Genomic DNA, 21726 nt, shown 5'->3' with positions numbered 1-21726 from the left:
TCTCCTTTCATTCAGGATTAAAAATTTCTTTAGGGATTAAGAAATGAAAAAATTAGTTTTAGCGACATTATGTGGTATTGCTTCAGCACAGGCATTTTCAGCAGAAGCTTCTGAAGACCGTATGCAATTTCTTGAGTCACAGTTAAAGCAAATCCAGGCAGAACTAGAACAACAAAAAGCCGCGCAACTTGCATTAAAGAACCAGCAGGAACAAGCCAAAGCGCAAGACTCTAAAACGCTGAGTTCAATGGTAGATAATGTCGATGTTTATGGCTTGATCCGCTTTGATGGTGCAGTCGATTTCAAAAGTACTACTGAAGCCCGTGGCCGTACCATTAACCAGATTAATAAAGTACCTTTTACTGAACCGGATTCTGTACGTTCCGATTTTACTGCGGCTGCCAGCCGGATTGGTTTCCTGGCCAAAGATCTAGGAGGCAATCCGAATGTTTCTGCTCGTTTAGAAGCCGACTTCTGGACCAACAATGGTAAAGGCGATGGTGGATTACGTATCCGTCATGCACACTTAAAATACTATAACTGGACGTTTGGTCAGGCCTGGTCATTGATGTCAACACCAGAGATTAGCACTGAAGCTGTCGATTACAGCTTGTTCTTGGGTGGATCAGTCTTACGTACACCTCAGGTGAGCTATGCTTTTAAACTTGATCCAGAAAATACCTGGAATGTCGGTCTGGAATATATGGCTGGTGGCGATCGTTCTTCTGCTTTTCCTGCATTAACCACTAAATATGTTCATCAATCAGGCCCTCTTCATTTATTAGCTCAAGGCTTTGTCAATCAAAAGCAAGCGCAAACAGATACAGGTGATATTGAAAAAGTCGGTTGGGGTGTAGGTCTTGGTGGACGTTACCGTTTAGATGATAAAAACTCGATTCAAGGTAACTATTTTCATATGGTCGGTGATCAGCGTATTGCAGCTTTCTTGACTCAAGGATCAACAACTGATGGCGCTGCCTGGGGTGGAGATTATTCGGTTAATGCAGCCAATAATGAACTTTTACTGAATGAGTTCAATAGTATAAATATTGGCTTCACGCATAAATTCACGCCGAAACTACGTAGTAGCATCAATGCTAGCGTTGTTGATTTTGATGATTCCAGCGACTATGCACGCGCGAATCCTGAAACCAATAAGCGCTTAACCGACTATGTGGCCAACGTGATCTACTCTCCTGTGCCAAAGATTAATCTGGGTGCAGAATATCATCATGGCAAGCGTGAAACCTTTGACAACAAGGAAGCAGATATTTCGCGTATCAACCTCTCTGCCAACTATAGTTTTTAAAGCCTCAGGAGACAAGGATGTCAGCCCAAGGGCAAATTTCACGCCGTTTCATGTTCATGATGGCAATGACCTGTGCACTCTGCGCAGGTTGTAATTATTTTAACCAGCCTTTGATTTATTCTATTGCAGAGGATCTGCAAATTAGTGTAGCTCAGTCTGGTTGGACTGTAGTGCTGACCCAGATTGGCTATGCCACCGGGTTATTTTTGTTTGTCCCCTTGGGGGATTTGTTTGAAAAACGGCTGTACATCTGCTGTTTGATGTTCTGTACCGGACTGGCGCTTATTGGGCTTTCAGCCAGTACCAATCTGCATATGTTGTATGGCTTTACCCTGCTCGCCTCTTTTTGTTCGATCACCACCCAGATTCTGATTCCTTTTGCCGCCAGCCTGTCGCAACGTGATAAAAGTGCCGAAGTCGTTGGCCTGCTCATGAGTGGTGTTCTGGTTGGTATTCTGTTTGCCCGTACCGTGGCCGGACTAATTTCTACTTTATGGTCCTGGCATGCGGTATACCTATTTAGTGGTTGTGCAATTCTTCTGCTGAGTCTGGCCATGTGGTTCCAGTTACCGAGTGCTAAGAGCCAGTTGCAGATGAATATATTGCAAATTTATCGCTCACTATTTACCTTTGCCCGAACAGAACCCATGCTGATCCGGCGGAGTATGATCGGAGGTTTGGGCTTTGGCATGCTGAGTATTATCTTTACTACCATGACGTTCATTCTAGCTGAAGCACCTTATCATTTTAACGATTTCCAGATTGGCCTCATGGGCATTGTGGGAGTGGTCGGCATCTGGTCCTCTCAGTGGACCGGTAAAATGATTGGCAGGCATCGGGAAAAATGGATTGCGCACCTAGCCACATGTGGACTGATTCTGGCCTGGATTCCCTTATTCTTTGCCCAAAATTATTTATGGATTTATATCCTGGGCTTGATTCTGGCTTATTTCGGAATTTCCTGTTTGCATGTCCTGAACCAGAATCTGGTCTATCGAATTTCAATGCAGGCTCGCTCGCGGATTAATGCCATCTATATGACCTGTTATTTTTCTGGTGCCGGTCTGGGTGCATTTTTATCGCTGCATTTATGGAAAAGCTATGGCTGGTCTGCCTGCGTCATTTTAGGTTTTATTTTTGCCCTATTGATCTTTGTGATTAACTATTATGATTTAAACCAAGAAAGAAATTTAGCCAATATTCAGCCTGAGCCTTAGATACTGTTAAAAACCTTTGGTGGGTTAAAAATCTATTTTTTATTCCACTTTCTATACTGAGTATAAATTATAGAGATGATACGCTCATAAAATAGGAAAATTCTTGAGGTCTGTTTATCATTGTCTTTCTATCTGAAGAGCGGTTGAAAATATTGATATCTTAACTTTTTAGAGTTAATTCAATTTACTATTTTCCATTGCGAGATAAATAAGTTTCAATTCAGTTAAAGGTGCAGGTTTTGCATAAAAGAAGCCTTGCAGCAGATCACAGCCCTGTTGGTAGAGCAAGCTGGCCTGGCTTAAGGTTTCCACGCCTTCCGCGACAACTTCCAAATCCAGCTGATGGGCTAGATGAATAATGGATTGCACAATTGCAGCATCCTGACCATCGAGGGTCAGCTCTTCAATAAAACTACGGTCTAACTTGATTTGATTAATCGGCAAGCGACGCAGATAACTGAGACTCGAATAACCTGTACCAAAATCATCAATGGCAACCTGTACACCTAAAGCACGTACTGCTTTCAAAATTTCTATCGTTCGATCTGCACCATTAATGATGACACCTTCCGTAATTTCAATTTTAAGTAATTCCGGCGGTAATTGACTGAGTTCAAGTGCATGTTCAAGCACCTGCAAAAAGCCTGCTCTACGGAATTGCAAAGGAGAAATATTCACCGATACCGTGATCTGGCTATTGTGTATCTTGTTCCACTCGGCAATATCTAAACAGGCCTTTTCCAATACCCATTGACCTACGCTAATAATTTGCCCGGTTCTTTCTGCCAGCGGAATAAAAATCGCTGGGGAAATATAACCCTGCTGTGGATGGCACCAACGGATTAAAGCTTCTACGCCTGTCACCAGTCCAGTTTCAGGATGAATCAGCGGCTGATAGAACAGGTCAAAATTTTCCTGATTGATCGCTTCCATGAGTTCCAGACGCAGATTCGTATAGTCTATTTCTGCGACAGGCTGCATTCTGGTTTTTTCATACCACTGCCACATATTACGACCTTGTCTTTTGGCTTCCTGCATCGCCAAAACAGACTGATAAATCAATTCAGAAGAATGATGAATTGAACTGTCATCTGCCACAATACCAATACTGGCACTTAAATGTATTTTGTACTGATCAACAATAAACAGCATGGAAAGAAGATCAAGAATTTCTCCGGCGATCGCCTCGACTTCAGTATGCTCATCTGTCCCTGAGAGCAGCAAAATAAATTCATCTTCAGCGAAGCGGCATAGCACATTATTGCCTTGAACAAATTTTTGCAGCCGCTCGCCTACAATTTTGAGAATCTGGTCACCCACCAGATGACCTAAGCTGTCATTGATATTTTTAAAATCATCCAGATCTATATACAGCAAGACTAAAGGTTGTGAGCTCTCGTGCTGTGCTTCAAAAATATTTTCCAGAATCTGTTTGAATGCATACTGGTTCGGTAAACCGGTTAAATGGTCATGGGTATGCTGATGCTGAATATATTCTTCGTGAATACGTTGCTGGGTAATATCTTCCTGAATCCCCAAAAAATGGGTGCAGGTTCCTGTCTGGTCAAAAATAGGACCTATGGTTAAACGATTCCAGAACCAGCTGCCATCTTTACAGTAACTTTTTATAGTCACCTGAATTTCTTTTTGTTCTTTGACCGCTTGCTTGAGTAATGCAATCTGATCCGGATCAGTATCTGGACCCTGTAAGAAAAAACAGCTTTGTCCTAATACTTCTGCTGCTGTATAACCAGTGAGCTTTAGAAAAGCTGGATTCACATACACCATTAGTCTTTCTTCAGAAACATCGGTAATAAAAAGACTATTCGGACTGGCCTCTACTCCACGTTTTAATAAGCGTAGAGACTCCTTGTTTTCACGCGATACAGTAATATCTCGGGCAATGCCAATAATACCGGTGACTTTCTGATTTTGAATAATCGGTAAATTGGTCAGATCCAGCCATAAGATATCGCCTGCAACATTATAAATTGGAAGTTCATAATGTTGAGATTTACCTTGCGCCGCTTCTGAAAATGAAACGTTAGCAAGTTCATGGAATTCGGGCGGTATGAAGGCACAATAGTGCTGACCATGAATTTGCGCTTTAGAAAAACCTGTAATTTCTTCGCAAGCAATATTGGTATTAAGCACATGTCCCTGCAGGTCAAGTTCAAAAATAATATCTGGATGATAGGTATAAAATGAGCTGTATTTTTCATTAAGCTCATGTCTTTTTTGACGTTCCTGATCAAGCTCAATTGCCAGAGCAACTAATTTTGCCGCTTGCTGTAAAAGCTGAATATGAGGTTCAGTCGGTATTTTTGGTGTTCGATAATAGGTGGCAAACGTTCCGTACAGAATATCTGAAGCATTAATAATCGGCATAGACCAGCAGCTAGACAATTTTTCTGCGTTTACCAAAGCACGGTAAGGCTGCCAGTTTGGGTCTTTCATTAAATTCGGACTAATGACCAACTGACGTAAGAAAGCAGCTACGCCACACGATCCTTGATTTGGCCCAATTTTCAAATCTTGAATAGCATTACAGTACTCTTTTGAAAAGTGCTGTTTGCCACTTATAACATTTAAAGTTTGGGTGTCATCCTGATAGAGCATAATGGTGACAAGCGCATCTGGAATGCGCGATTCAAGCCACTGGCTAATGACATCGAGGATAGGCTTAAGTTCAGTATGGCGACCAATCAGATTAAAAATATGAAAAAGTTCTTGATCATCACAATTATTATTCATTCAGACTATCACCTTCCTTAGCTTGTTAACATTTTAGACTTATTATTAAAATAATCATTAGCAAAAGTTTGTATTTATATCTTTAAAATACGGAAATATGGTCAATATTACGTGTATTTGATAATAATTCTAAAATTTAAAAATCACAGCCGAAGCTGTGATCTAAAACTATACTTTTACTTAATCAGAATATTGCGGACTTATTTTTAGGCTGCTTGTTGACGACTGTCCACTAATTTACAGCCTGTCTGCTGTTGTAATTCTTCAAAGCTTAAGCCATCCACTATTTCAATAACCTGAGCTTGTCGGTCTTTTAATTCAATCACACACAAATCAGTATAAATACGGTTGACACAATGTTTACCTGTTAGAGGATAAGTCAGTTCTTCAACAATTTTTGCCTCACCGTTTTTGGTCACATGTTCCATGCAAACATAGACACAGCGAGCACCCACTGCCAGATCCATCGCACCGCCTACAGCAGGTACAGCATCAGCATTACCGGTATGCCAGTTCGCCAGATCACCATTAATAGCGACCTGAAAAGCCCCCATGATACAGATATCCAGATGCCCGCCTCGCATGATATCGAAAGAGTCGGCAGAATTCATAAAACTGCCACCTTGCAACATGCTTACGAGTTCTTTGCCGGCGTTAATCAGATCATCATCTGCCTGTTCAGGATCACTCAATGCAGCAAAACCTAAAACGCCATTTTCCGAGTGTAGAATTACTCCTTGTTCAGGTTTTAAATAACCTGCTACGCGTGTCGGTAAACCAATACCCAAATTTACAAAAGAGCCGGTTGGAATGTCTTGTGCAACTTTAGCTACAATCTGTTCACGACTACGTTTTTGAATATTCATTATTTAATATCTCCAACCTTGACCACATGCTGTACAAAAATCCCTGGCGTTACGATGATCTCTGGATCAAGCTCCCCCAGTTCCACAACTTGATGGACTTGTGCAATGGTGGTTTTTGCTGCTTTGGCCATGATTGGACCAAAATTCCGTGCTGCCTTACGGTAGGTTAAGTTGCCCCAACGGTCTGCCTGATTGGCATACACAAAGGCATAATCTGCATGAATCGGATATTCCAGCACATAATCTTTTCCATTGATATTACGGGTTTCTTTACCCTCAGCTATTTTGGTGCCAAAACCGGTTGGAGTAAAAACAGCCCCTAAGCCAGCACCGGCTGCCTGAATACGACAGGCCAGATTACCCTGTGGCACCAGTTCCAGCTCAACTTTTCCTGCCTTGTACAGGTCTTCAAATACGGTTGAGTTATTGGCCCGTGGAAATGAACAGATCATTTTTTTAACCAGTCCAGACAACAGCAGATTGGTTAGACCACGATCTCCAGAAGCTGCATTGTTGTTAATAATGGTTAAGTCTCTAGGACCAAAGTCAATTAATGCTTCGATTAATTCTACCGGCTGACCTGCCAGGCCAAAACCACTGGTCATAATGTGTGCACCATCAGGAATTTGCTTAAGTACCGTCTCGATATCCTGCGTGATTTTATTCATCATATTGCTTCCTAGCATGTTCTATCTATATTACGAGTGCAGATTAATCTGCCTTTTGCGGATCAAATAAGCGGTCTTTAATAAAGAAAGCGGGTATCAGGCCACAAAGAAAATAGGCAATGCCCATAATCAGTAAGCCGGTACCAATCGAGCCTCCTTGAGCAAAATAGCCAATCGTAAGAGGTGCAAACACTGCACCCAGTCGGCCCACGTTATATGCACCACCTACTGCTGTTCCACGTACTTTGGTGGAGAAGCTTTCTGTCATGTAAGTCGCATTAATACCGTATGGAATACCATAGAGAAAACCGAAAAATAACATCAGCCAGAGAATGTTATCTGGCGTATTACCAAAGACAATCACAGGGATAAAAATCGCAGTACCCATGGTACCGAAAGCAAATACCGCACGACGGCCAATCCGGTCAGCGATAAAACCGGCAATAACTTTGGTACACATCATGATCAGAAAAGTTCCGATCATATACATAGTCATTTCTTTAAACTTGATTCCCAGGTCAGTCTCTAAATAGGCTGGTAGCCAGTTGCTGACTCCATAATAGCCAAACTGTAAAAATGCGGTACTGAAGGACCAGAGGATAAACATGCGGCGGCTAAGTGCATCTTCAAAAATCATTTTGAAAGTGTTCTTGGGCTTTTCCTGAACAATGCCACTGGCTTTTGCATCCAGGTGGGCCTGACGTGCTTCTAACCAGGCTTTCGGTTCAGGCACCAAGAAGTACATCGCGAAGGCCAGTACAATCGGGATAATGGCAATATAATAGAGGTATCGCCAGCCAAATTCAGGCAATAGCCATCCAGCCAGAACAGTTGCGACCACCGAGCCTAAAGTCCAGCCAGTCATAAGCGTTGCTAATACTGTAGAGCGATATTTGGTGGGTACATACTCTGCCATGAGGGTATTACAGGCAATATATAGAGCACCTAGTCCAATTGCAGACGTAAAGCGCAGCCATTTGAACTGATCATAACTTTCCACGAATCCTAACCAGAAAGTTAATGAAGAAAACAATGCGATGGCAATGACGATCACACGAACCCGGCCAAAACGGTCACAAGCCCAGCCACCAAAAAAACCGCCGATAGCCATCCCTGCAAGTGTCCAGCTTCCTAAAGCACCGGCCTGCATATTACTTAATGAAAACTCTTGTTTCAGACTGGTCAGACTGTAGGCTAATAATGCAATATCAGCACCATCAACCAGTAATGCCAAAAATGAGAAGATAAAGGCCAGAATCCAGGCTCTTTGCTTGGATTCGTTTCCACCTTCCACTGGGTGTTGTTGTGAACTGATCGTATCCATAATGCTCTTTCTACTTTTCGGCACTCCTGTGCCTTTTAAAACGTATATTTCACTTAATTATTGAGGTGAAATATAGAATATTTGCTGCTCATTACCATGCTTTAGCAAAGTGGTATAAAAATGATTTTCAAAGTTTTTGATAAAGTTGCTCTACAAAATCACATAGCAATACATTGAAAGATGCGATTAAGCACAATTCTTAAACCCGTAAAACAATCTAGCCAGCAATGCTGGCTAGGTTAAACTCAGGTTTAGTTGCAAAAGGCCGCAATTCCGGTTTGTGCACGTCCTAAAATCAAGGCATGTACATCATGGGTACCCTCATAGGTATTTACCACTTCCAGATTAACCAGATGACGGGCTACACCAAATTCATCGCTAATGCCATTTCCACCCATCATGTCACGGGCCAAACGGGCAATATCCAGTGCCTTGCCGCAGTTGTTGCGCTTGATCAGTGATGTACCTTCAACTGAAGCAATGCCTTCATCCTTCATGCGGCCAAAACGTAAAGCCACCTGCAAACCGAGTGCAATTTCAGTTTGCATATCTGCCAGTTTCTTCTGGATCAGCTGATTCGCAGCGAGTGGTCGACCAAACTGTTTACGGTCCATGGTGTATTGATGTGCGGTATGCCAGCAGAACTCTGCAGCTCCCATGGCACCCCAGGCAATCCCGTAACGTGCACTATTCAAGCAGGTAAAAGGCCCTTTTAAACCGCGAACTTCCGGAAATGCATTTTCTTCTGGAACAAAGACGTTATCCATTACAATTTCACCGGTGATTGAGGCACGTAGACCCACCTTGCCGTGAATCGTTGGAGCAGAAAGCCCTTCCCAGCCTTTTTCTAAAATAAAGCCACGAATGTCACCGATATTACCTTCGGCAGAAACTTCTTTGGCCCAAACTACAAATACATCGGCAATCGGACTATTGGTAATCCACATTTTTGCGCCAGTTAAACGGTAACCACCCTCGACTTTTTTAGCACGGCTAATCATGCTGCCCGGATCCGAACCATGATCCGGCTCGGTCAAGCCGAAGCAACCAATATATTCACCGGTTGCTAATTTTGGTAAATACTTCTGCTTTTGCTCTTCAGAACCAAATTCATTAATGGGTACCATCACCAGAGAGCTTTGTACGCTGGCCATTGAACGGTAACCTGAATCGACACGTTCAACTTCACGAGCAATCAGACCATAACTGACATAATTTAAACCTGCACCGCCGTACTGTTCCGGAATGGTTGGACCGAGTAAACCCAGTTCTCCCATTTCACGGAAAATAGCCGGATCGGTTTTTTCATGACGGAACTGTTCCAGTACACGCGGCATCAGTTTGTCTTGACAGTACGCTGCCGCTGCATCGCGAATCATGCGCTCTTCTGATGTCAGTTGCTGTTCTATTAAAAACGGGTCTTGCCAATCAAATCTAATTTTTGTCGTCATTTTAATATTTCCTTATTTTAAAATTATGAGATTAGGCGGTTGCTTGTTTAATCATTTCACGCGCAATAATAATTTGCTGGATTTGTGTGGTTCCTTCATATAAACGGAACAGACGCACATCACGGTAGAAACGTTCAATTGAATATTCACTGATATAACCCGCTCCACCATGAATCTGCAAACAGCGATCAGCAACTCGACCACACATTTCAGTTGCAAACATTTTGGCACAAGAGGCTTCAGTCGTAACATTTTGGCCAGCATCACGTAGACGCGCAGCATCCAGCACCATACATTTGGCTGCATAAATCTCGGCTTTGGAGTCTGCCAACATACCTTGGATTAGCTGGAAATTCGCAATGGGCTGGCCAAACTGTTTGCGTTCCACTGCATAGTTAAGTGCATCTTCCAGCATACGCTCTGCCATGCCCACGCTATAACCGGCAATATGCAGACGGCCCTTGTCCAGAACGCGCATTGCTGTTTTAAACCCAATCCCTTCTACACCGCCAATCAGCTGATCTTTATGCACTTTACAGTTATCAAAAATTACATCACAGGTATAGGAACCATGTTGGCCCATTTTCTTATCAATTTTACCTAGGCTTAAACCAGGTGTGCCTGCTTCAACTAAAAATGCTGAAATACCGCTCGCACCTTTAATCTCTTGATTGGTACGTGCCATCACGGTAAATGTTGTGGCACGTGGCGCATTGGTGATAAAGCGTTTAGTTCCGTTTAAAATATAATAATCGCCGTCTTTGACTGCACTGGTTTTTAAAGCAGCAGCGTCTGAGCCGGAATCCGGTTCGGTCAAACAGAATGAACCAATAATTTCGCCCGTTGCATAACGCGGTAAATATTTCTGTTTTTGTTCTTCTGTACCGTCGATAATGATGCCACTTGAGCCAATGCCGTTGTTAGTACCAATTAAAGAGCGGAATGCAGCTGATGTATGACCTAACTCCATCGCGACCAGAATTTCTTCTTCCATGGTAATGCCTAAACCACCATATTCTTCTGGAATCGTCAGGCCAAACAAACCCAACTCTTTCATCTGTTCCACAATATGTTCAGGAATCGCATTGTTCTCTTCTACTTCATGCTCAAGAGGCACCAGTTCATTTTTTACAAAATTTCGAATCGTCGACAGAAGCTGGTCTAACATTTCTGGATCACGAATCATATAAATCTCCATGGATATAATTTAGGTAAATTCCTTTACCATTATTTTTGTTTCGCAATACGAAATAAATAATCATATAAAATCATTTTGAGCAAGTGAAATTATTAAAAATTTTATATTTTAACTAAAAAATGAAATTTTTCTGGTATTGCAGTTGATTTGTGTTTAAGATTTAATTTCACGATACGAAATATTTTGATGAGTGATTATTCTATTTATCAATTTTTTGAATAGATGATTAAACCTTTTTTTGCTGTAATACTTATCGATCACTGACTCTTTCGGAGAAATCGAAACTTCTTAAATGTGTTGGGTACGTATTGAACCTAAAAAACTAGATGATTTTATGTTGTCTTTAAACTTGGGTAACAGAATTCTTTTCGACCACAAATAATTTCGACATTTTTTCCTATATTTTATCTTTTGTAGAAGTGTTTTATTTTGTATCGTGAAATTATGTTGCTATCATATTCATTAATTTAACTTTAATTGCCCGGACCATGACAAAAAATAAAACTGGTGAAATTCCCAACTTTGATGAAATCCGTTTAGATCCGATTTCACATATTCATAGAGAAAACAATCCTCAATTTATTGCGTCTATTGCGCGTGGATTGGAAATCTTGCGTTGCTTTTCAGCGACCAATCAATTGCTTGGTAATCAGGAAATTGCACAATTAACTAACTTGCCCAAGCCGACTGTAGCGCGTATTACCAGCACCCTGGTTTCTTTAGGTTATTTAAAACAACTGCCGAATACCACGAAGTATCTGTTGGATGTTGGCGTATTGGCTTTGGGCTATGCAGCTTTGAGTAATATTTCTGCACGTACTCAGGCTTATCCGTTTATGGAAGAAATGTCACGTTATTCCCAAGCCCCTGTGGCAATGGCTACCCGTGACCGTTTGAGCATGATTTATCTGGAAGTGGTACATACAGAATCGACGCTGACTATGCGCCGCCCTGTCGGTTCGACTTTACCGATTCATAGCAGTGCCATGGGACGTGCCTGTCTGGCAGCAATGGATGTAAAAGAACGCGAATATTTATTTGATGCCATCAAGAAAAGAAACGAAGATCAGTGGCCAACCATCAAGCGTAATCTGGAACGTGCAATCCGTGATTATCAGGATTATGGCTACTGTCTCTCTTTAGGTGACTGGGCAAAAGATGTGAATTCCGTGGCAGTTCCACTGGTTCATTCCAAACATGGAATTTTAACGTTTAACTGCGGTGCACCAAGTTATCTGCTCAATCAGGAAAAACTGGAAAATGAAATTGGACCGCGCCTGATTCACATGGTGAACAATATTGCGATGAATCTCAATAACATATAAAAAAATTTAATCATCAGAGCGACATTAAGTCGCTCTTTTTAATGAGTACTCATCCTCCACATCTTCTTACTTTATCCAGAATTTGCTGCAAACCTTTTTACGTTGCAAAATAAGTAAGATTTAAAGAATAGATAAAGTCCTATTTCGAATAAAAATATCAAAAATAAGCTTCATAACCCATTTATATAATGCTATAAATATCGTATAGCGAAATTGGATTTTATATTATGGAAGATATAACAGGAGAATCGATGGAGTTTGACGTCGTCATCGTAGGCGCAGGCCCTGCGGGTCTTTCTGCTGCGATCAAAATCCGTCAACTTGCAATTGAAAACAACTTAAACGATCTGTCCGTTTGTGTCGTAGAAAAAGGCTCCGAAGTCGGTGCACATATTCTGTCTGGTGCTGTGCTTGAACCGCGTACCATGAATGAGCTGTTCCCGGACTGGAAAGAACAGGGTGCCCCGCTGAATGTCCCGGTGACTGAAGATAAAACCTTCTTCCTGCTTTCAGATGAAAAATCACAGGAAGCGCCACACTGGATGGTGCCTAAAACCATGCACAATGATGGCAACTATGTCATCTCGCTTGGCAATGTGGTGCGCTGGTTAGGCCAGAAAGCCGAAGAGCTGGAAGTGTCGATCTTCCCGGGTTTTGCAGCCTCTGAAATTCTTTATCATGAAGATGGTACAGTCAAAGGCATCCAAACCGGTGATATGGGTATTGGTAAAGATGGCGAACCAACGCATAACTTTACCCCGGGTTATGAACTACATGCCAAATACACGTTATTTGCTGAAGGCTGTCGTGGTCACTTAGGTAAGCGTCTGATCCAAAAGTTCAACCTGGACAAGGATGCGGATCCGCAGCATTACGGTATCGGCATTAAAGAACTCTGGGAAATCGATCCGGCCAAGCACAAACCGGGTCTGGTGATGCACGGTGCCGGCTGGCCACTAAATGAAACTGGTTCTTCAGGTGGCTGGTGGTTGTACCATGCCGATAACAACCAGGTGACCCTGGGCATGATCGTGGATCTGTCTTACACCAACCCGCATATGTATCCATTCATGGAAATGCAGCGCTGGAAAACCCATCCATTAATTAAGCAATATCTCGAAGGTGGCAAGCGTATTTCCTATGGTGCCCGTGCCGTGACCAAAGGTGGTTTTAACTCGCTACCAAAATTCACCTTCCCGGGCGGCTCATTGATTGGTGATGATGCCGGCTTCCTGAACTTTGCCAAGATCAAAGGTTCTCATACAGCCATGAAATCCGGCATGCTCTGCGGTGAAGTGGTATTTGAAGCGATTGCTGCTGGTGTAGAAAAAGGCGGTGATCTGGCGGTGGCGCGTGTTGTAGAGGGTGAAGATTTCTTCGTGAAAGAACTCACGGCGTATATCGACAAGTTCAACAACAGCTGGCTAAAAGAAGAGCTGTATAACTCGCGTAACTTTGGCCCGGCAATGCACAAGTTCGGTCAATGGATCGGTGGTGCCTTTAACTTCATCGACCAGAACGTATTTAAAGTGCCTTTTACCTTGCATGATCTGGTTCAAGACCATGCTGCGCTAAAAACCCAGGCAGCTGAAAGCTTCAAGCCAAACTATCCAAAACCGGATGGCAAGCTAACCTTTGACCGTCTGTCTTCAGTGTTTGTATCGAATACCGTGCATGAAGAGAACCAGCCAGCACATTTGAAACTCACCGATGCTTCAATTCCGGTGGAAGTAAATCTGCCGAAATGGGATGAGCCTGCACAGCGTTACTGCCCGGCGGGTGTTTATGAGCTCATGGAGAATAATGATGGTTCAAAACGCTTCCAGATCAATGCAGCCAACTGTGTGCACTGCAAGACCTGTGATATCAAGGATCCGTCCCAGAACATCACATGGGTAACACCGGAAGGTGGTGGTGGTCCGAATTACCCGAATATGTAAGGTAATTCTTGTGAATGAGAAAAATACATTCATTTCTCACATTCACATACCCAATCTTGAAGCAGTTAGTATTAACACTTCACTTTAATTTTTTAGGTAATTCCAGTTCCCTCGGGAGCTGGGATTAATAAATTTTCAAATAGAAAAATAGAAAAATAGAAAAATAGAAAAATAGAAAAATAGAAAAATAGAAAAATAGAAAAGATCGCATATAAGGTCAGAGATAAAAAGGGCCTACTCGAAACCGAGTAAGCCATCTTTAAGATTTAAAACAAATGACGAAAAATTTTAGTCATTCATCTATGGATTATTGCTGAGCCACAAACTTGGCACGCGCTGCATGCAATTTCTTATAGCTGTCAATTAAACGTAGATGACGATCCAGCCCTTTAAGCTGCATGTTGGTTTCGGTCAAACCATAGAAACGAACTGTGCCTTCGATTGAACCTAGAACGGCATCCATACGGGCACCACCAAACATACGACGGAAGTTGTGTTCATAATCTTCCAGTTCCATTTCATCATCCAGAATGACTTCCAGAACGACATTCATGCACTGGTAGAACAAGCCACGTTCAACGGTATTAGTATTGAACTGCAGGAACTGCTCAACCAGATCTTTGGCTTCTTCAAATTGCTGCAAAGCCACATAAATTAGAAGTTTCAGTTCCAGAATCGTCAGTTGGCCCCATTCAGTATTTTCATCGAACTCGATACCGATCAAGGTTTTGATCTCGGTATAATCATCCTCATCTGCTTCTTCCAGACGCTCAACCAGTGCTTCCAGTTGTTCATCACCCAGACGGTGCAGATTCAGTATATCTTCACGATATAACAAAGCCTTGTTGGTATTGTCCCAAACCAGATCTTCTACCAGATAAATTTCCGAATAGCCCGGTACCAGAATACGGCAAGCTGTTGCACCTAGATGCTGATACACCGCCATATAAACTTCATGGCCCATGTCTTCCAGAATCGTGAATAATTCCTGAGCTTCGTCCGCATTCGAATTTTGACCGTTATTAGTGAAATCCCACTCGACAAAATCATAATCTGATTTCGTGCTGAAGAAACGCCAAGACACTACACCGCTCGAGTCGATGAAATGCTCGACGAAGTTATTTGGTTCAGTCACGGCATTACTGCTAAAGGTTGGTTTTGGCAGATCATTCAGACCTTCAAAACTACGGCCTTGCAATAACTCAGTCAGACTGCGTTCCAAAGCCACTTCAAAGTTTGGATGGGCACCAAATGAGGCAAATACACCGCCGGTACGTGGGTTCATCAAGGTGACACACATGACCGGGAACTGACCGCCTAAAGATGCATCTTTGACCAGAACCGGGAAGCCCTGTTCTTCTAGGCCTTTAATGCCTTCAACAATTTTTGGATATTTTGCCAGAACATGTTCAGGCACATCCGGTAGTGCCAGTTCACCTTCCAGAATTTCGCGTTTTACCCCACGTTCGAAAATTTCAGAAAGACATTGTACTTGCGCTTCAGCCAAGGTATTGCCGGCACTCATCCCGTTACTTAAGTAAAGGTTTTCGATCAGATTCGACGGGAAATAAACGGTTTCACCATCAGACTGACGTACAAATGGCAATGAACAGATGCCACGTGCTTTATTACCAGAGTTGGTGTCGTAAAGATGGATACCCAATAATTCATCTTCAGGATCATAAATTTCACGGGTATGTTCATCTAAAACTTCTGCAGGTAGTTCGCCATTTGGACCTGGCTGGAACCATTTTTCATCTGGATAATGCACAAATTCGGCATTGGCAATATCCTCACCCCAGAACTGGTCGTTATAGAAAAAGTTGCAATTCAGACGCTCAATAAATTCGCCCAAGGCAGATGCCAGCGCACTTTCTTTGGTCGAACCCTTACCATTGGTAAAGCACATTGGTGACTGCGCATCACGGATATGTAGCGACCACACATTCGGCACGATATTACGCCAAGACGCGATTTCAATCTTCATGCCAAGGCCTGCCAGAATGGCAGACATATTGGCAATCGTTTCTTCCAGCGGAAGGTCCTTACCCGGAATGAAAGTCGTATGGTCAGAAGCCAGACTTGGCATTAACAAGGCCTGAGCATCTGCATCGATACTTTCTACTTCTTCAATGACAAATTCAGGACCGGTTTGAATTACTTTTTTGACGGTACAACGGTCGATCGAACGTAAAATTCCCTGGCGGTCTTTTTCAGAAATATCAGCCGGTAGTTCCACCTGAATTTTAAAAATCTGTTTATATCGGTTTTCAGGATCAACGATATTGTTTTGAGATAGGCGGATATTGTCGGTCGGAATATCACGTGCCGCGCAATAGACTTTGACAAAATAAGCCGCACATAAAGCTGAAGATGCCAGAAAATAATCGAATGGGCCGGGTGCCGAACCATCGCCTTTATAGCGGATCGGCTGATCGGCGATTACCGTGAAGTCATCGAACTTGGCTTCCTGACGAAGATTATCGAGATAATTGACCTTAATTTCCATGTGGATACCTAAATATTCTTATGTGCCGTCACGGACAGATAAGATGCTGAATCTGAATATACAAGCCGGTTCACGGAGGAGAACTTGAATGAAAAATAGAAAATGGTCAGGTTATGCCATTTGACGAAGTGTCTGGATAACGCTGCCGAGAATGGGCGCTATTATAGAATTATTTTATGAAATTGATAATATTTGTCTGAAATTCTGGCAGATTAAACCAGATCCTCAGTCTTTCCTGAGCTGCCGGAGCATGAATCAACTTCAAGTCATGGCTTATACTATTAATCAAAGTTGCAGATAAGGCAGATTTTCACCCGCCTAGTCTGAATGATTTCATAATTTTAAAAATCATAACTCAGTGCAAATACTGCAAGATTACGCTGCTTGTCATCATAACGGTCATAACCGCCAAAGATATATTCACCCGACAAACTTACCTGAGGTAAGAGCGCATAACTAAGTCCGGCAGAAGCATAACGAAAGGCAAACTGCTTTTCGGTATCGCCCAGTTCACCGCCCTCATATTTGCCTTCATCGTTAAAATAGCTTCCCGCTGCCGTAACGCTGGCATTCAGGCGATCATTCAACTGATGATTCAGGTTAAGCGTATAAAAAGTATCGCCCTGATTGGCATAAGCCACATCATACAGATAGGTCGATACACTGGCGCCAATACTGGTCTGATCATTCAATGCACGACTTATATTTAAACCTAGCTCATTTCCGGTAGTATGCTTGCCGCCCGGATAATAATAGGTTGCGTTCCATAGATCCCAATCATAATTTTCGCTGCTATGGGTATAACCCAGCAGAAAGTTATGCTCGAATTTGTCTGAACGATGTCCCTGACGCCCCTGCACTTCTGCATAAGAGTATCCAAGCGTAGATCCCCAATATCCGACATAAAAATTACCATAAGCCAGATTCAATGCAGCCTGTACAGCAACATCATCATTTTCAGGCGCATTGGTCAAACCGCGGGAGACGTATTTGGAGACCACACTCAAGTTTCCGCTTGCTTCTATTTGTTTTACTTCCGCATCATCGGCATAACAGTAAAAACTTGAAACAGCAGCACAGCCAAACAGCACTGTTTGATTGAATATTTTCATAAAATATAAATGTATTAAGTAAAGCGGAGATAAAACGACAGCAGTCGAGGTTTTATCTCCGGCTTTGGGAAAAAATTGAAATTCGTTTTACTCCTGCTTTGCCAGATGACAGGAATAAAACCATGATTTAAGCGCGAGGCGCCTTGTAAAAAGGTGCCGATGAAGGCGCAAGAGCAGGTTTGCCACGAATATGGTCTGCCAGTTTTTCAGCGATCATAATCGTAGTTGCATTGAGGTTACCGGTAATGATCAAAGGCATTATCGAGGCATCAATCACACGCAGACCCTGCATTTCATGTACGCGTCCATAACCATCGATAACCGCCATGTCATCCTCACCCATTTTACAGCTACACGATGGATGATACGCGGTTTCTGCATGATTACGAACAAATTCATCAATTTCAGCATCTGTTTGTAGATGTTTTCCCGGACTGATTTCTTCACCACGATAGGAATCCAATGCCGGCTGATACATAATTTCCCGGGTAATGCGGATGGCATCGCGGAATTCACGCCAGTCCTGTTCGGTACTCATATAATTAAACAGAATACTTGGATGCTCAAACGGATCTTTGGATTTCAGGCGGACACGGCCACGTGACGGCGAACGCATAGAGCCGACATGAGCCTGGAAGCCATGTTCATGAATGGCATTGGTGCCATTATAATTAATTGCCACAGGCAGGAAATGATACTGGATATTAGGCCAGTCAAATTCGTCTGAAGAGCGGATAAAACCACCGGCTTCAAACTGGTTACTGGCCCCAATACCTTTACCTAAAAATAACCACTCCGCGCCAATCATCGGCTGGTTATACCACTTGAGTGCCGGATATAAGCTAACCGGTTTTTTGCACTTATATTGCAGGTACATTTCCAGATGGTCCTGCAGGTTTTCACCCACGCCTGGCAAATCCTGAACCACAGGAATATCCAAACTTTTTAACAGTTCAGCCGGACCTACACCGGAGCGTTGCAGGATTTGCGGCGAGGCAATTGCACCTGCACATAGCAATACTTCACGATCTGCAAAGACCTGAATCGGCTGTAAAGTATTTTGTCCTTCAAAATATTCCACACCAATTGCCTGATTACGATTAAACAGAATCCGGTTGGTCATGGCGTGGGTAATAATCGTAAGATTATCCCGGCCTTTGGCCATATCCAGATAACCACGTGCTGTACTGGAACGACGGCCTTGCGGCGTTACGGTACGGTCCATCGGCCCAAAGCCTTCCTGCTGATAGCCATTCAGGTCATCAGTACGTGGATAACCGGCCTGTACACCTGCCTCGACCATGGCATGGAACAGTTCATTATTCCCATTTTTAGGTGTTGCGACCGAAACCGGTCCAGAATCACCATGATAATCATTGCCGCCAATATCGCGCGTTTCAGCTTTTTTATAATACGGCAGACATTCGGCATAGCTCCAGTGTTCTAGCCCCTTCAGGCTGGCCCACTGTTCCAGATCCATGGCATTACCGCGAATGTAACACATGCCGTTAATTAATGAAGAACCGCCCAGACCTTTTCCGCGTCCGCATTCCATACGACGATTATTCATATGAGGTTCGGGGTCGGTCAGATAGGCCCAGTTATAGCGTCGTCCCTGTAATGGATAAGCCAATGCAGCCGGCATTTGTGTTCTGAAATCTAGACGATAATCTGGTCCACCCGCTTCCAGCAACAGGACTTTTACATCCGGATCTTCAGTTAAACGCGCTGCTAGCACATTTCCTGCCGAACCTGCGCCAATAATAATATAGTCGTAATTCATCCAATCCTCCTTTATGCGCTAAATACAGACTGGAAAGGACTGAGTTCGACCTGAACTGACTTGGTCTGGGTGTACTGTTGCAGAGTGACAATACCGTTTTCGCGACCGACACCCGAATGTTTATAGCCACCCACTGGCATTTCTGCCGGTGATTCGCCCCAAGTATTGATCCAGCAAATACCGGCTTCGATTTGATGAATAATACGATGCGCACGTGCCAGATTTGGTGTCACGACACCAGCTGCCAAACCATACTCGGTGTCATTGGCACGACGAATCGCCTCTTCTTCTGAGTCATAACTCAGAATACTCATGACTGGACCAAAAATTTCTTCACGGACAATCGTCATGTCGTCACGGCAATCGGTAAATACCGTTGGTAGCACATAAGCGCCTTGGGCAAATTGCTCATCTTCGGCACGGCCACCACCACAAAGTAAACGAGCGCCTTCTTTTTTGCCCTGTTCAATATAATCCAGCACTTTTTCCATATGAGAGAAGCTGGACACTGGACCAAAATTGGTCTCAGGATCAAGTGGATCCCCCATACGAATATAAGGAATACGCTGCAGAATCTTTTCTTCGAATTCTGCTTTTAAGGCTAAAGGTACAAATACGCGGGTACCATTGGTACAGACCTGACCGGAACTATAGAAGTTGGCCATCATGGCTATATCTGCCGCCAGATCCAGATCTGCATCTTCACAGATAATTAGCGGAGATTTTCCGCCCAGCTCCATGGTGACTTCTTTCAGGCTGGAATTCGCAGCTTGGGCCATGACTTTTTTGCCGGTTGCGACACCCCCAGTAAATGAAACTTTGGCTATGTCTGGATGTGAAGTCAGATAGCCACCAATTTCACCACTGCCGGTCACCACATTGAATATGCCATGCGGTACTCCGGCTTCAGTATAAATTTCTGCCAGTTTTAATGCAGTTAAAGGTGTCACTTCACTGGCTTTAAAGATCATGGCATTGCCTGCTGCCAGTGCAGGTGCTGATTTCCATAAGGCGATTTGAATCGGGTAATTCCATGCACCAATCCCGGCAACCACACCCAAAGGTTCACGGCGAGTATAAACAAACGAACTGCTTCTGAGCGGGATTTGCTGGCCTTCTAATGCTGGCAAAATACCTGCATAGTATTCGAGTACATCTGCACCTGTCGCAATATCGACGGTGGATGTTTCACTGAAAGCTTTACCACTGTCGAGACTTTCTAAACGCGCCAGCTCGTCATTACGTTCACGGAGGATGGCAACAGCCTTGTTCAAAATACGGGAACGTTGAATCGCCGTCATTTCTGCCCAGACTTTTTGTCCTTGTTGTGCCGATTCAACAGCGCGATCGATATCTTTTCGCGTACATACCTGCACGTCTGCCAGAATTTCGCCTGTTGCAGGATTAATCGTTTGAAACGTGCTATTGGACGTTGCATCGACATATTGTCCATGAATATAAGGACGTTGCAGTTTGAATGTTGTCAATGGAATTTCCTCGCAGGTGGGTTATTTGAGTTGTTGCCGGATATATTCACTACACAGTTCAATCGGCAGTTCTGGGTCAATTTCGCCATTTACCAAAGCACCCCTTAACCAGAATCCATCAATCAATGCTGCCAAACCTTGAGCGGCTTTCTCTGCCTGGTCTTTATTCAACTTTTTCATGAATTCATATTTAAGGTTGGAATGTAAGCGGTAATGATTGATCTGCTGTAACCGATGTAACTCAGGTTGATGCAAACTGCTAGCCCAGAACGCCAACCAGACTTTCATGGCCGCCTTGTCGGTTTGTGGAGCAGCAAAATTACCACGTACGATCGCCAGTAAGCGCTGCTCCGGTAAGTCATCAACCTGTATCTTTATCTGTGCAACAGATTTACCCAATTGCTGCAATAAGTAACGCATTGTGGCTTCAATCAAGCCATTTTTACCTCGAAAGTAATGACTTATGATGCCGGTTGAGACACCTGCTCTCTGGGCAATCTGACTAATTGAAGCTTCTGCAAAACCTAGCTCATTCACTGCAGCTAAGGTGGCATCGATCAGTTGCTGACGACGGATCGGTTGCATACCAACTTTGGGCATAGGACTAACCTGAATAACGGATGTAACAATAAAAAATCACTCTGCTAAAGCAAATAGCTGAATGATGTAACAATTCATAAACGCTTTTTTAATTGAACGTTCAATTAATAAAAATTATAGTGCCAGCTCACCCTTGATGTACAGCGCAGTTTGTTTTGGATTTGCAAAAGTTTGTAATTCACG

At 43.2% G+C, this 21726-nt stretch carries 15 protein-coding genes; 4 read left to right on the top strand and 11 right to left on the bottom strand.

Annotation, left to right across the window (positions count from 1 at the left end; genetic code table 11):
• Positions 1-43: 43 nt before the first annotated feature.
• Both ACNPNW_RS07675 and ACNPNW_RS07670 read left to right on the top strand, forming a co-directional pair.
• Positions 44-1309 (top strand): DcaP family trimeric outer membrane transporter, encoded by a 1266-nt coding sequence (locus ACNPNW_RS07675; protein ID WP_448766830.1) that lies wholly within the window; start codon positions 44-46, stop codon positions 1307-1309.
• Positions 1310-1326: 17 nt separating this feature from the next.
• Positions 1327-2526, top strand: a complete 1200-nt coding sequence (locus ACNPNW_RS07670) for an MFS transporter (RefSeq protein ID WP_448766829.1) — start codon at positions 1327-1329, stop codon at positions 2524-2526.
• A gap of 174 nt (positions 2527-2700) precedes the next feature.
• Here ACNPNW_RS07670 and ACNPNW_RS07665 read toward each other — a convergent pair whose 3' ends face one another.
• From ACNPNW_RS07665 to ACNPNW_RS07640, 6 genes are all read right to left on the bottom strand, one after another.
• Entirely contained in the window at positions 2701-5280 is a 2580-nt protein-coding gene (locus ACNPNW_RS07665) for a bifunctional diguanylate cyclase/phosphodiesterase (protein WP_448766828.1), read from the bottom strand.
• Positions 5281-5486: 206 nt separating this feature from the next.
• Positions 5487-6146: a 3-oxoacid CoA-transferase subunit B gene (locus ACNPNW_RS07660; RefSeq protein ID WP_086044822.1), complete on the bottom strand. Its 660-nt coding sequence runs from the start codon at positions 6144-6146 to the stop codon at positions 5487-5489.
• Positions 6146-6817 (bottom strand): 3-oxoacid CoA-transferase subunit A, encoded by a 672-nt coding sequence (locus ACNPNW_RS07655; protein ID WP_004280314.1) that lies wholly within the window; start codon positions 6815-6817, stop codon positions 6146-6148. The genes ACNPNW_RS07660 and ACNPNW_RS07655 overlap by 1 nt, the downstream gene beginning before the upstream one ends.
• 40 nt (positions 6818-6857) lie before the next feature.
• Positions 6858-8138, bottom strand: a complete 1281-nt coding sequence (locus tag ACNPNW_RS07650; RefSeq protein WP_448766827.1) for an MFS transporter — start codon at positions 8136-8138, stop codon at positions 6858-6860.
• Positions 8139-8389: 251 nt separating this feature from the next.
• The gene (locus ACNPNW_RS07645) at positions 8390-9589 is read right to left on the bottom strand and encodes an acyl-CoA dehydrogenase (protein WP_004646973.1); all 1200 of its coding nucleotides are present in this window, start codon (positions 9587-9589) and stop codon (positions 8390-8392) included.
• 31 nt (positions 9590-9620) lie between these two features.
• Positions 9621-10775 (bottom strand): acyl-CoA dehydrogenase family protein, encoded by a 1155-nt coding sequence (locus tag ACNPNW_RS07640; RefSeq protein WP_448766826.1) that lies wholly within the window; start codon positions 10773-10775, stop codon positions 9621-9623.
• A 500-nt stretch (positions 10776-11275) separates the two neighbouring features.
• Between ACNPNW_RS07640 and ACNPNW_RS07635 the strand changes: the two genes are divergently transcribed.
• Together ACNPNW_RS07635 and ACNPNW_RS07630 are read left to right on the top strand one after the other, a co-directional pair.
• Positions 11276-12112, top strand: coding sequence for an IclR family transcriptional regulator (locus tag ACNPNW_RS07635; protein WP_407595299.1), 837 nt, complete (start codon positions 11276-11278; stop codon positions 12110-12112).
• Positions 12113-12339: 227 nt separating this feature from the next.
• Positions 12340-14052, top strand: coding sequence for an electron transfer flavoprotein-ubiquinone oxidoreductase (locus tag ACNPNW_RS07630; protein ID WP_448766825.1), 1713 nt, complete (start codon positions 12340-12342; stop codon positions 14050-14052).
• A 307-nt stretch (positions 14053-14359) separates the two neighbouring features.
• Here the strand turns inward: ACNPNW_RS07630 and ACNPNW_RS07625 are convergent, their stop codons facing one another.
• From ACNPNW_RS07625 to betI, 5 genes are all read right to left on the bottom strand, one after another.
• Positions 14360-16561: an OsmC domain/YcaO domain-containing protein gene (locus ACNPNW_RS07625; protein ID WP_448766824.1), complete on the bottom strand. Its 2202-nt coding sequence runs from the start codon at positions 16559-16561 to the stop codon at positions 14360-14362.
• 341 nt (positions 16562-16902) lie between these two features.
• Positions 16903-17673 (bottom strand): TorF family putative porin, encoded by a 771-nt coding sequence (locus tag ACNPNW_RS07620; protein ID WP_005266382.1) that lies wholly within the window; start codon positions 17671-17673, stop codon positions 16903-16905.
• A gap of 127 nt (positions 17674-17800) precedes the next feature.
• Entirely contained in the window at positions 17801-19456 is a 1656-nt protein-coding gene (betA, locus tag ACNPNW_RS07615) for a choline dehydrogenase (RefSeq protein WP_448766823.1), read from the bottom strand.
• 11 nt (positions 19457-19467) lie between these two features.
• Positions 19468-20943, bottom strand: coding sequence for a betaine-aldehyde dehydrogenase (gene betB / locus ACNPNW_RS07610; RefSeq protein WP_448766822.1), 1476 nt, complete (start codon positions 20941-20943; stop codon positions 19468-19470).
• Between the two features lie 21 nt (positions 20944-20964).
• Positions 20965-21543: a transcriptional regulator BetI gene (betI, locus tag ACNPNW_RS07605; protein ID WP_005266375.1), complete on the bottom strand. Its 579-nt coding sequence runs from the start codon at positions 21541-21543 to the stop codon at positions 20965-20967.
• Positions 21544-21726: the final 183 nt, after the last annotated feature.

This window comes from Acinetobacter endophylla (assembly GCF_053543775.1).
Note: the sequence above shows the minus strand (reverse complement) of the source record. Positions and strands in the feature narration are given on the sequence as shown.

Bases quoted from the DNA above. Each gene is read 5' to 3' on its own strand.
- ACNPNW_RS07675 (WP_448766830.1), top strand. From the start codon at position 44: ATGAAAAAATTAGTTTTAGCGACATTATGTGGTATTGCTTCAGCACAG.
- ACNPNW_RS07670 (WP_448766829.1), top strand. From the start codon at position 1,327: ATGTCAGCCCAAGGGCAAATTTCACGCCGTTTCATGTTCATGATGGCA.
- ACNPNW_RS07665 (WP_448766828.1), bottom strand. From the start codon at position 5,280: ATGAATAATAATTGTGATGATCAAGAACTTTTTCATATTTTTAATCTG.
- ACNPNW_RS07660 (WP_086044822.1), bottom strand. From the start codon at position 6,146: ATGAATATTCAAAAACGTAGTCGTGAACAGATTGTAGCTAAAGTTGCA.
- ACNPNW_RS07655 (WP_004280314.1), bottom strand. From the start codon at position 6,817: ATGATGAATAAAATCACGCAGGATATCGAGACGGTACTTAAGCAAATT.
- ACNPNW_RS07650 (WP_448766827.1), bottom strand. From the start codon at position 8,138: ATGGATACGATCAGTTCACAACAACACCCAGTGGAAGGTGGAAACGAA.
- ACNPNW_RS07645 (WP_004646973.1), bottom strand. From the start codon at position 9,589: ATGACGACAAAAATTAGATTTGATTGGCAAGACCCGTTTTTAATAGAA.
- ACNPNW_RS07640 (WP_448766826.1), bottom strand. From the start codon at position 10,775: ATGATTCGTGATCCAGAAATGTTAGACCAGCTTCTGTCGACGATTCGA.
- ACNPNW_RS07635 (WP_407595299.1), top strand. From the start codon at position 11,276: ATGACAAAAAATAAAACTGGTGAAATTCCCAACTTTGATGAAATCCGT.
- ACNPNW_RS07630 (WP_448766825.1), top strand. From the start codon at position 12,340: ATGGAAGATATAACAGGAGAATCGATGGAGTTTGACGTCGTCATCGTA.
- ACNPNW_RS07625 (WP_448766824.1), bottom strand. From the start codon at position 16,561: ATGGAAATTAAGGTCAATTATCTCGATAATCTTCGTCAGGAAGCCAAG.
- ACNPNW_RS07620 (WP_005266382.1), bottom strand. From the start codon at position 17,673: ATGAAAATATTCAATCAAACAGTGCTGTTTGGCTGTGCTGCTGTTTCA.
- betA (WP_448766823.1), bottom strand. From the start codon at position 19,456: ATGAATTACGACTATATTATTATTGGCGCAGGTTCGGCAGGAAATGTG.
- betI (WP_005266375.1), bottom strand. From the start codon at position 21,543: ATGCCCAAAGTTGGTATGCAACCGATCCGTCGTCAGCAACTGATCGAT.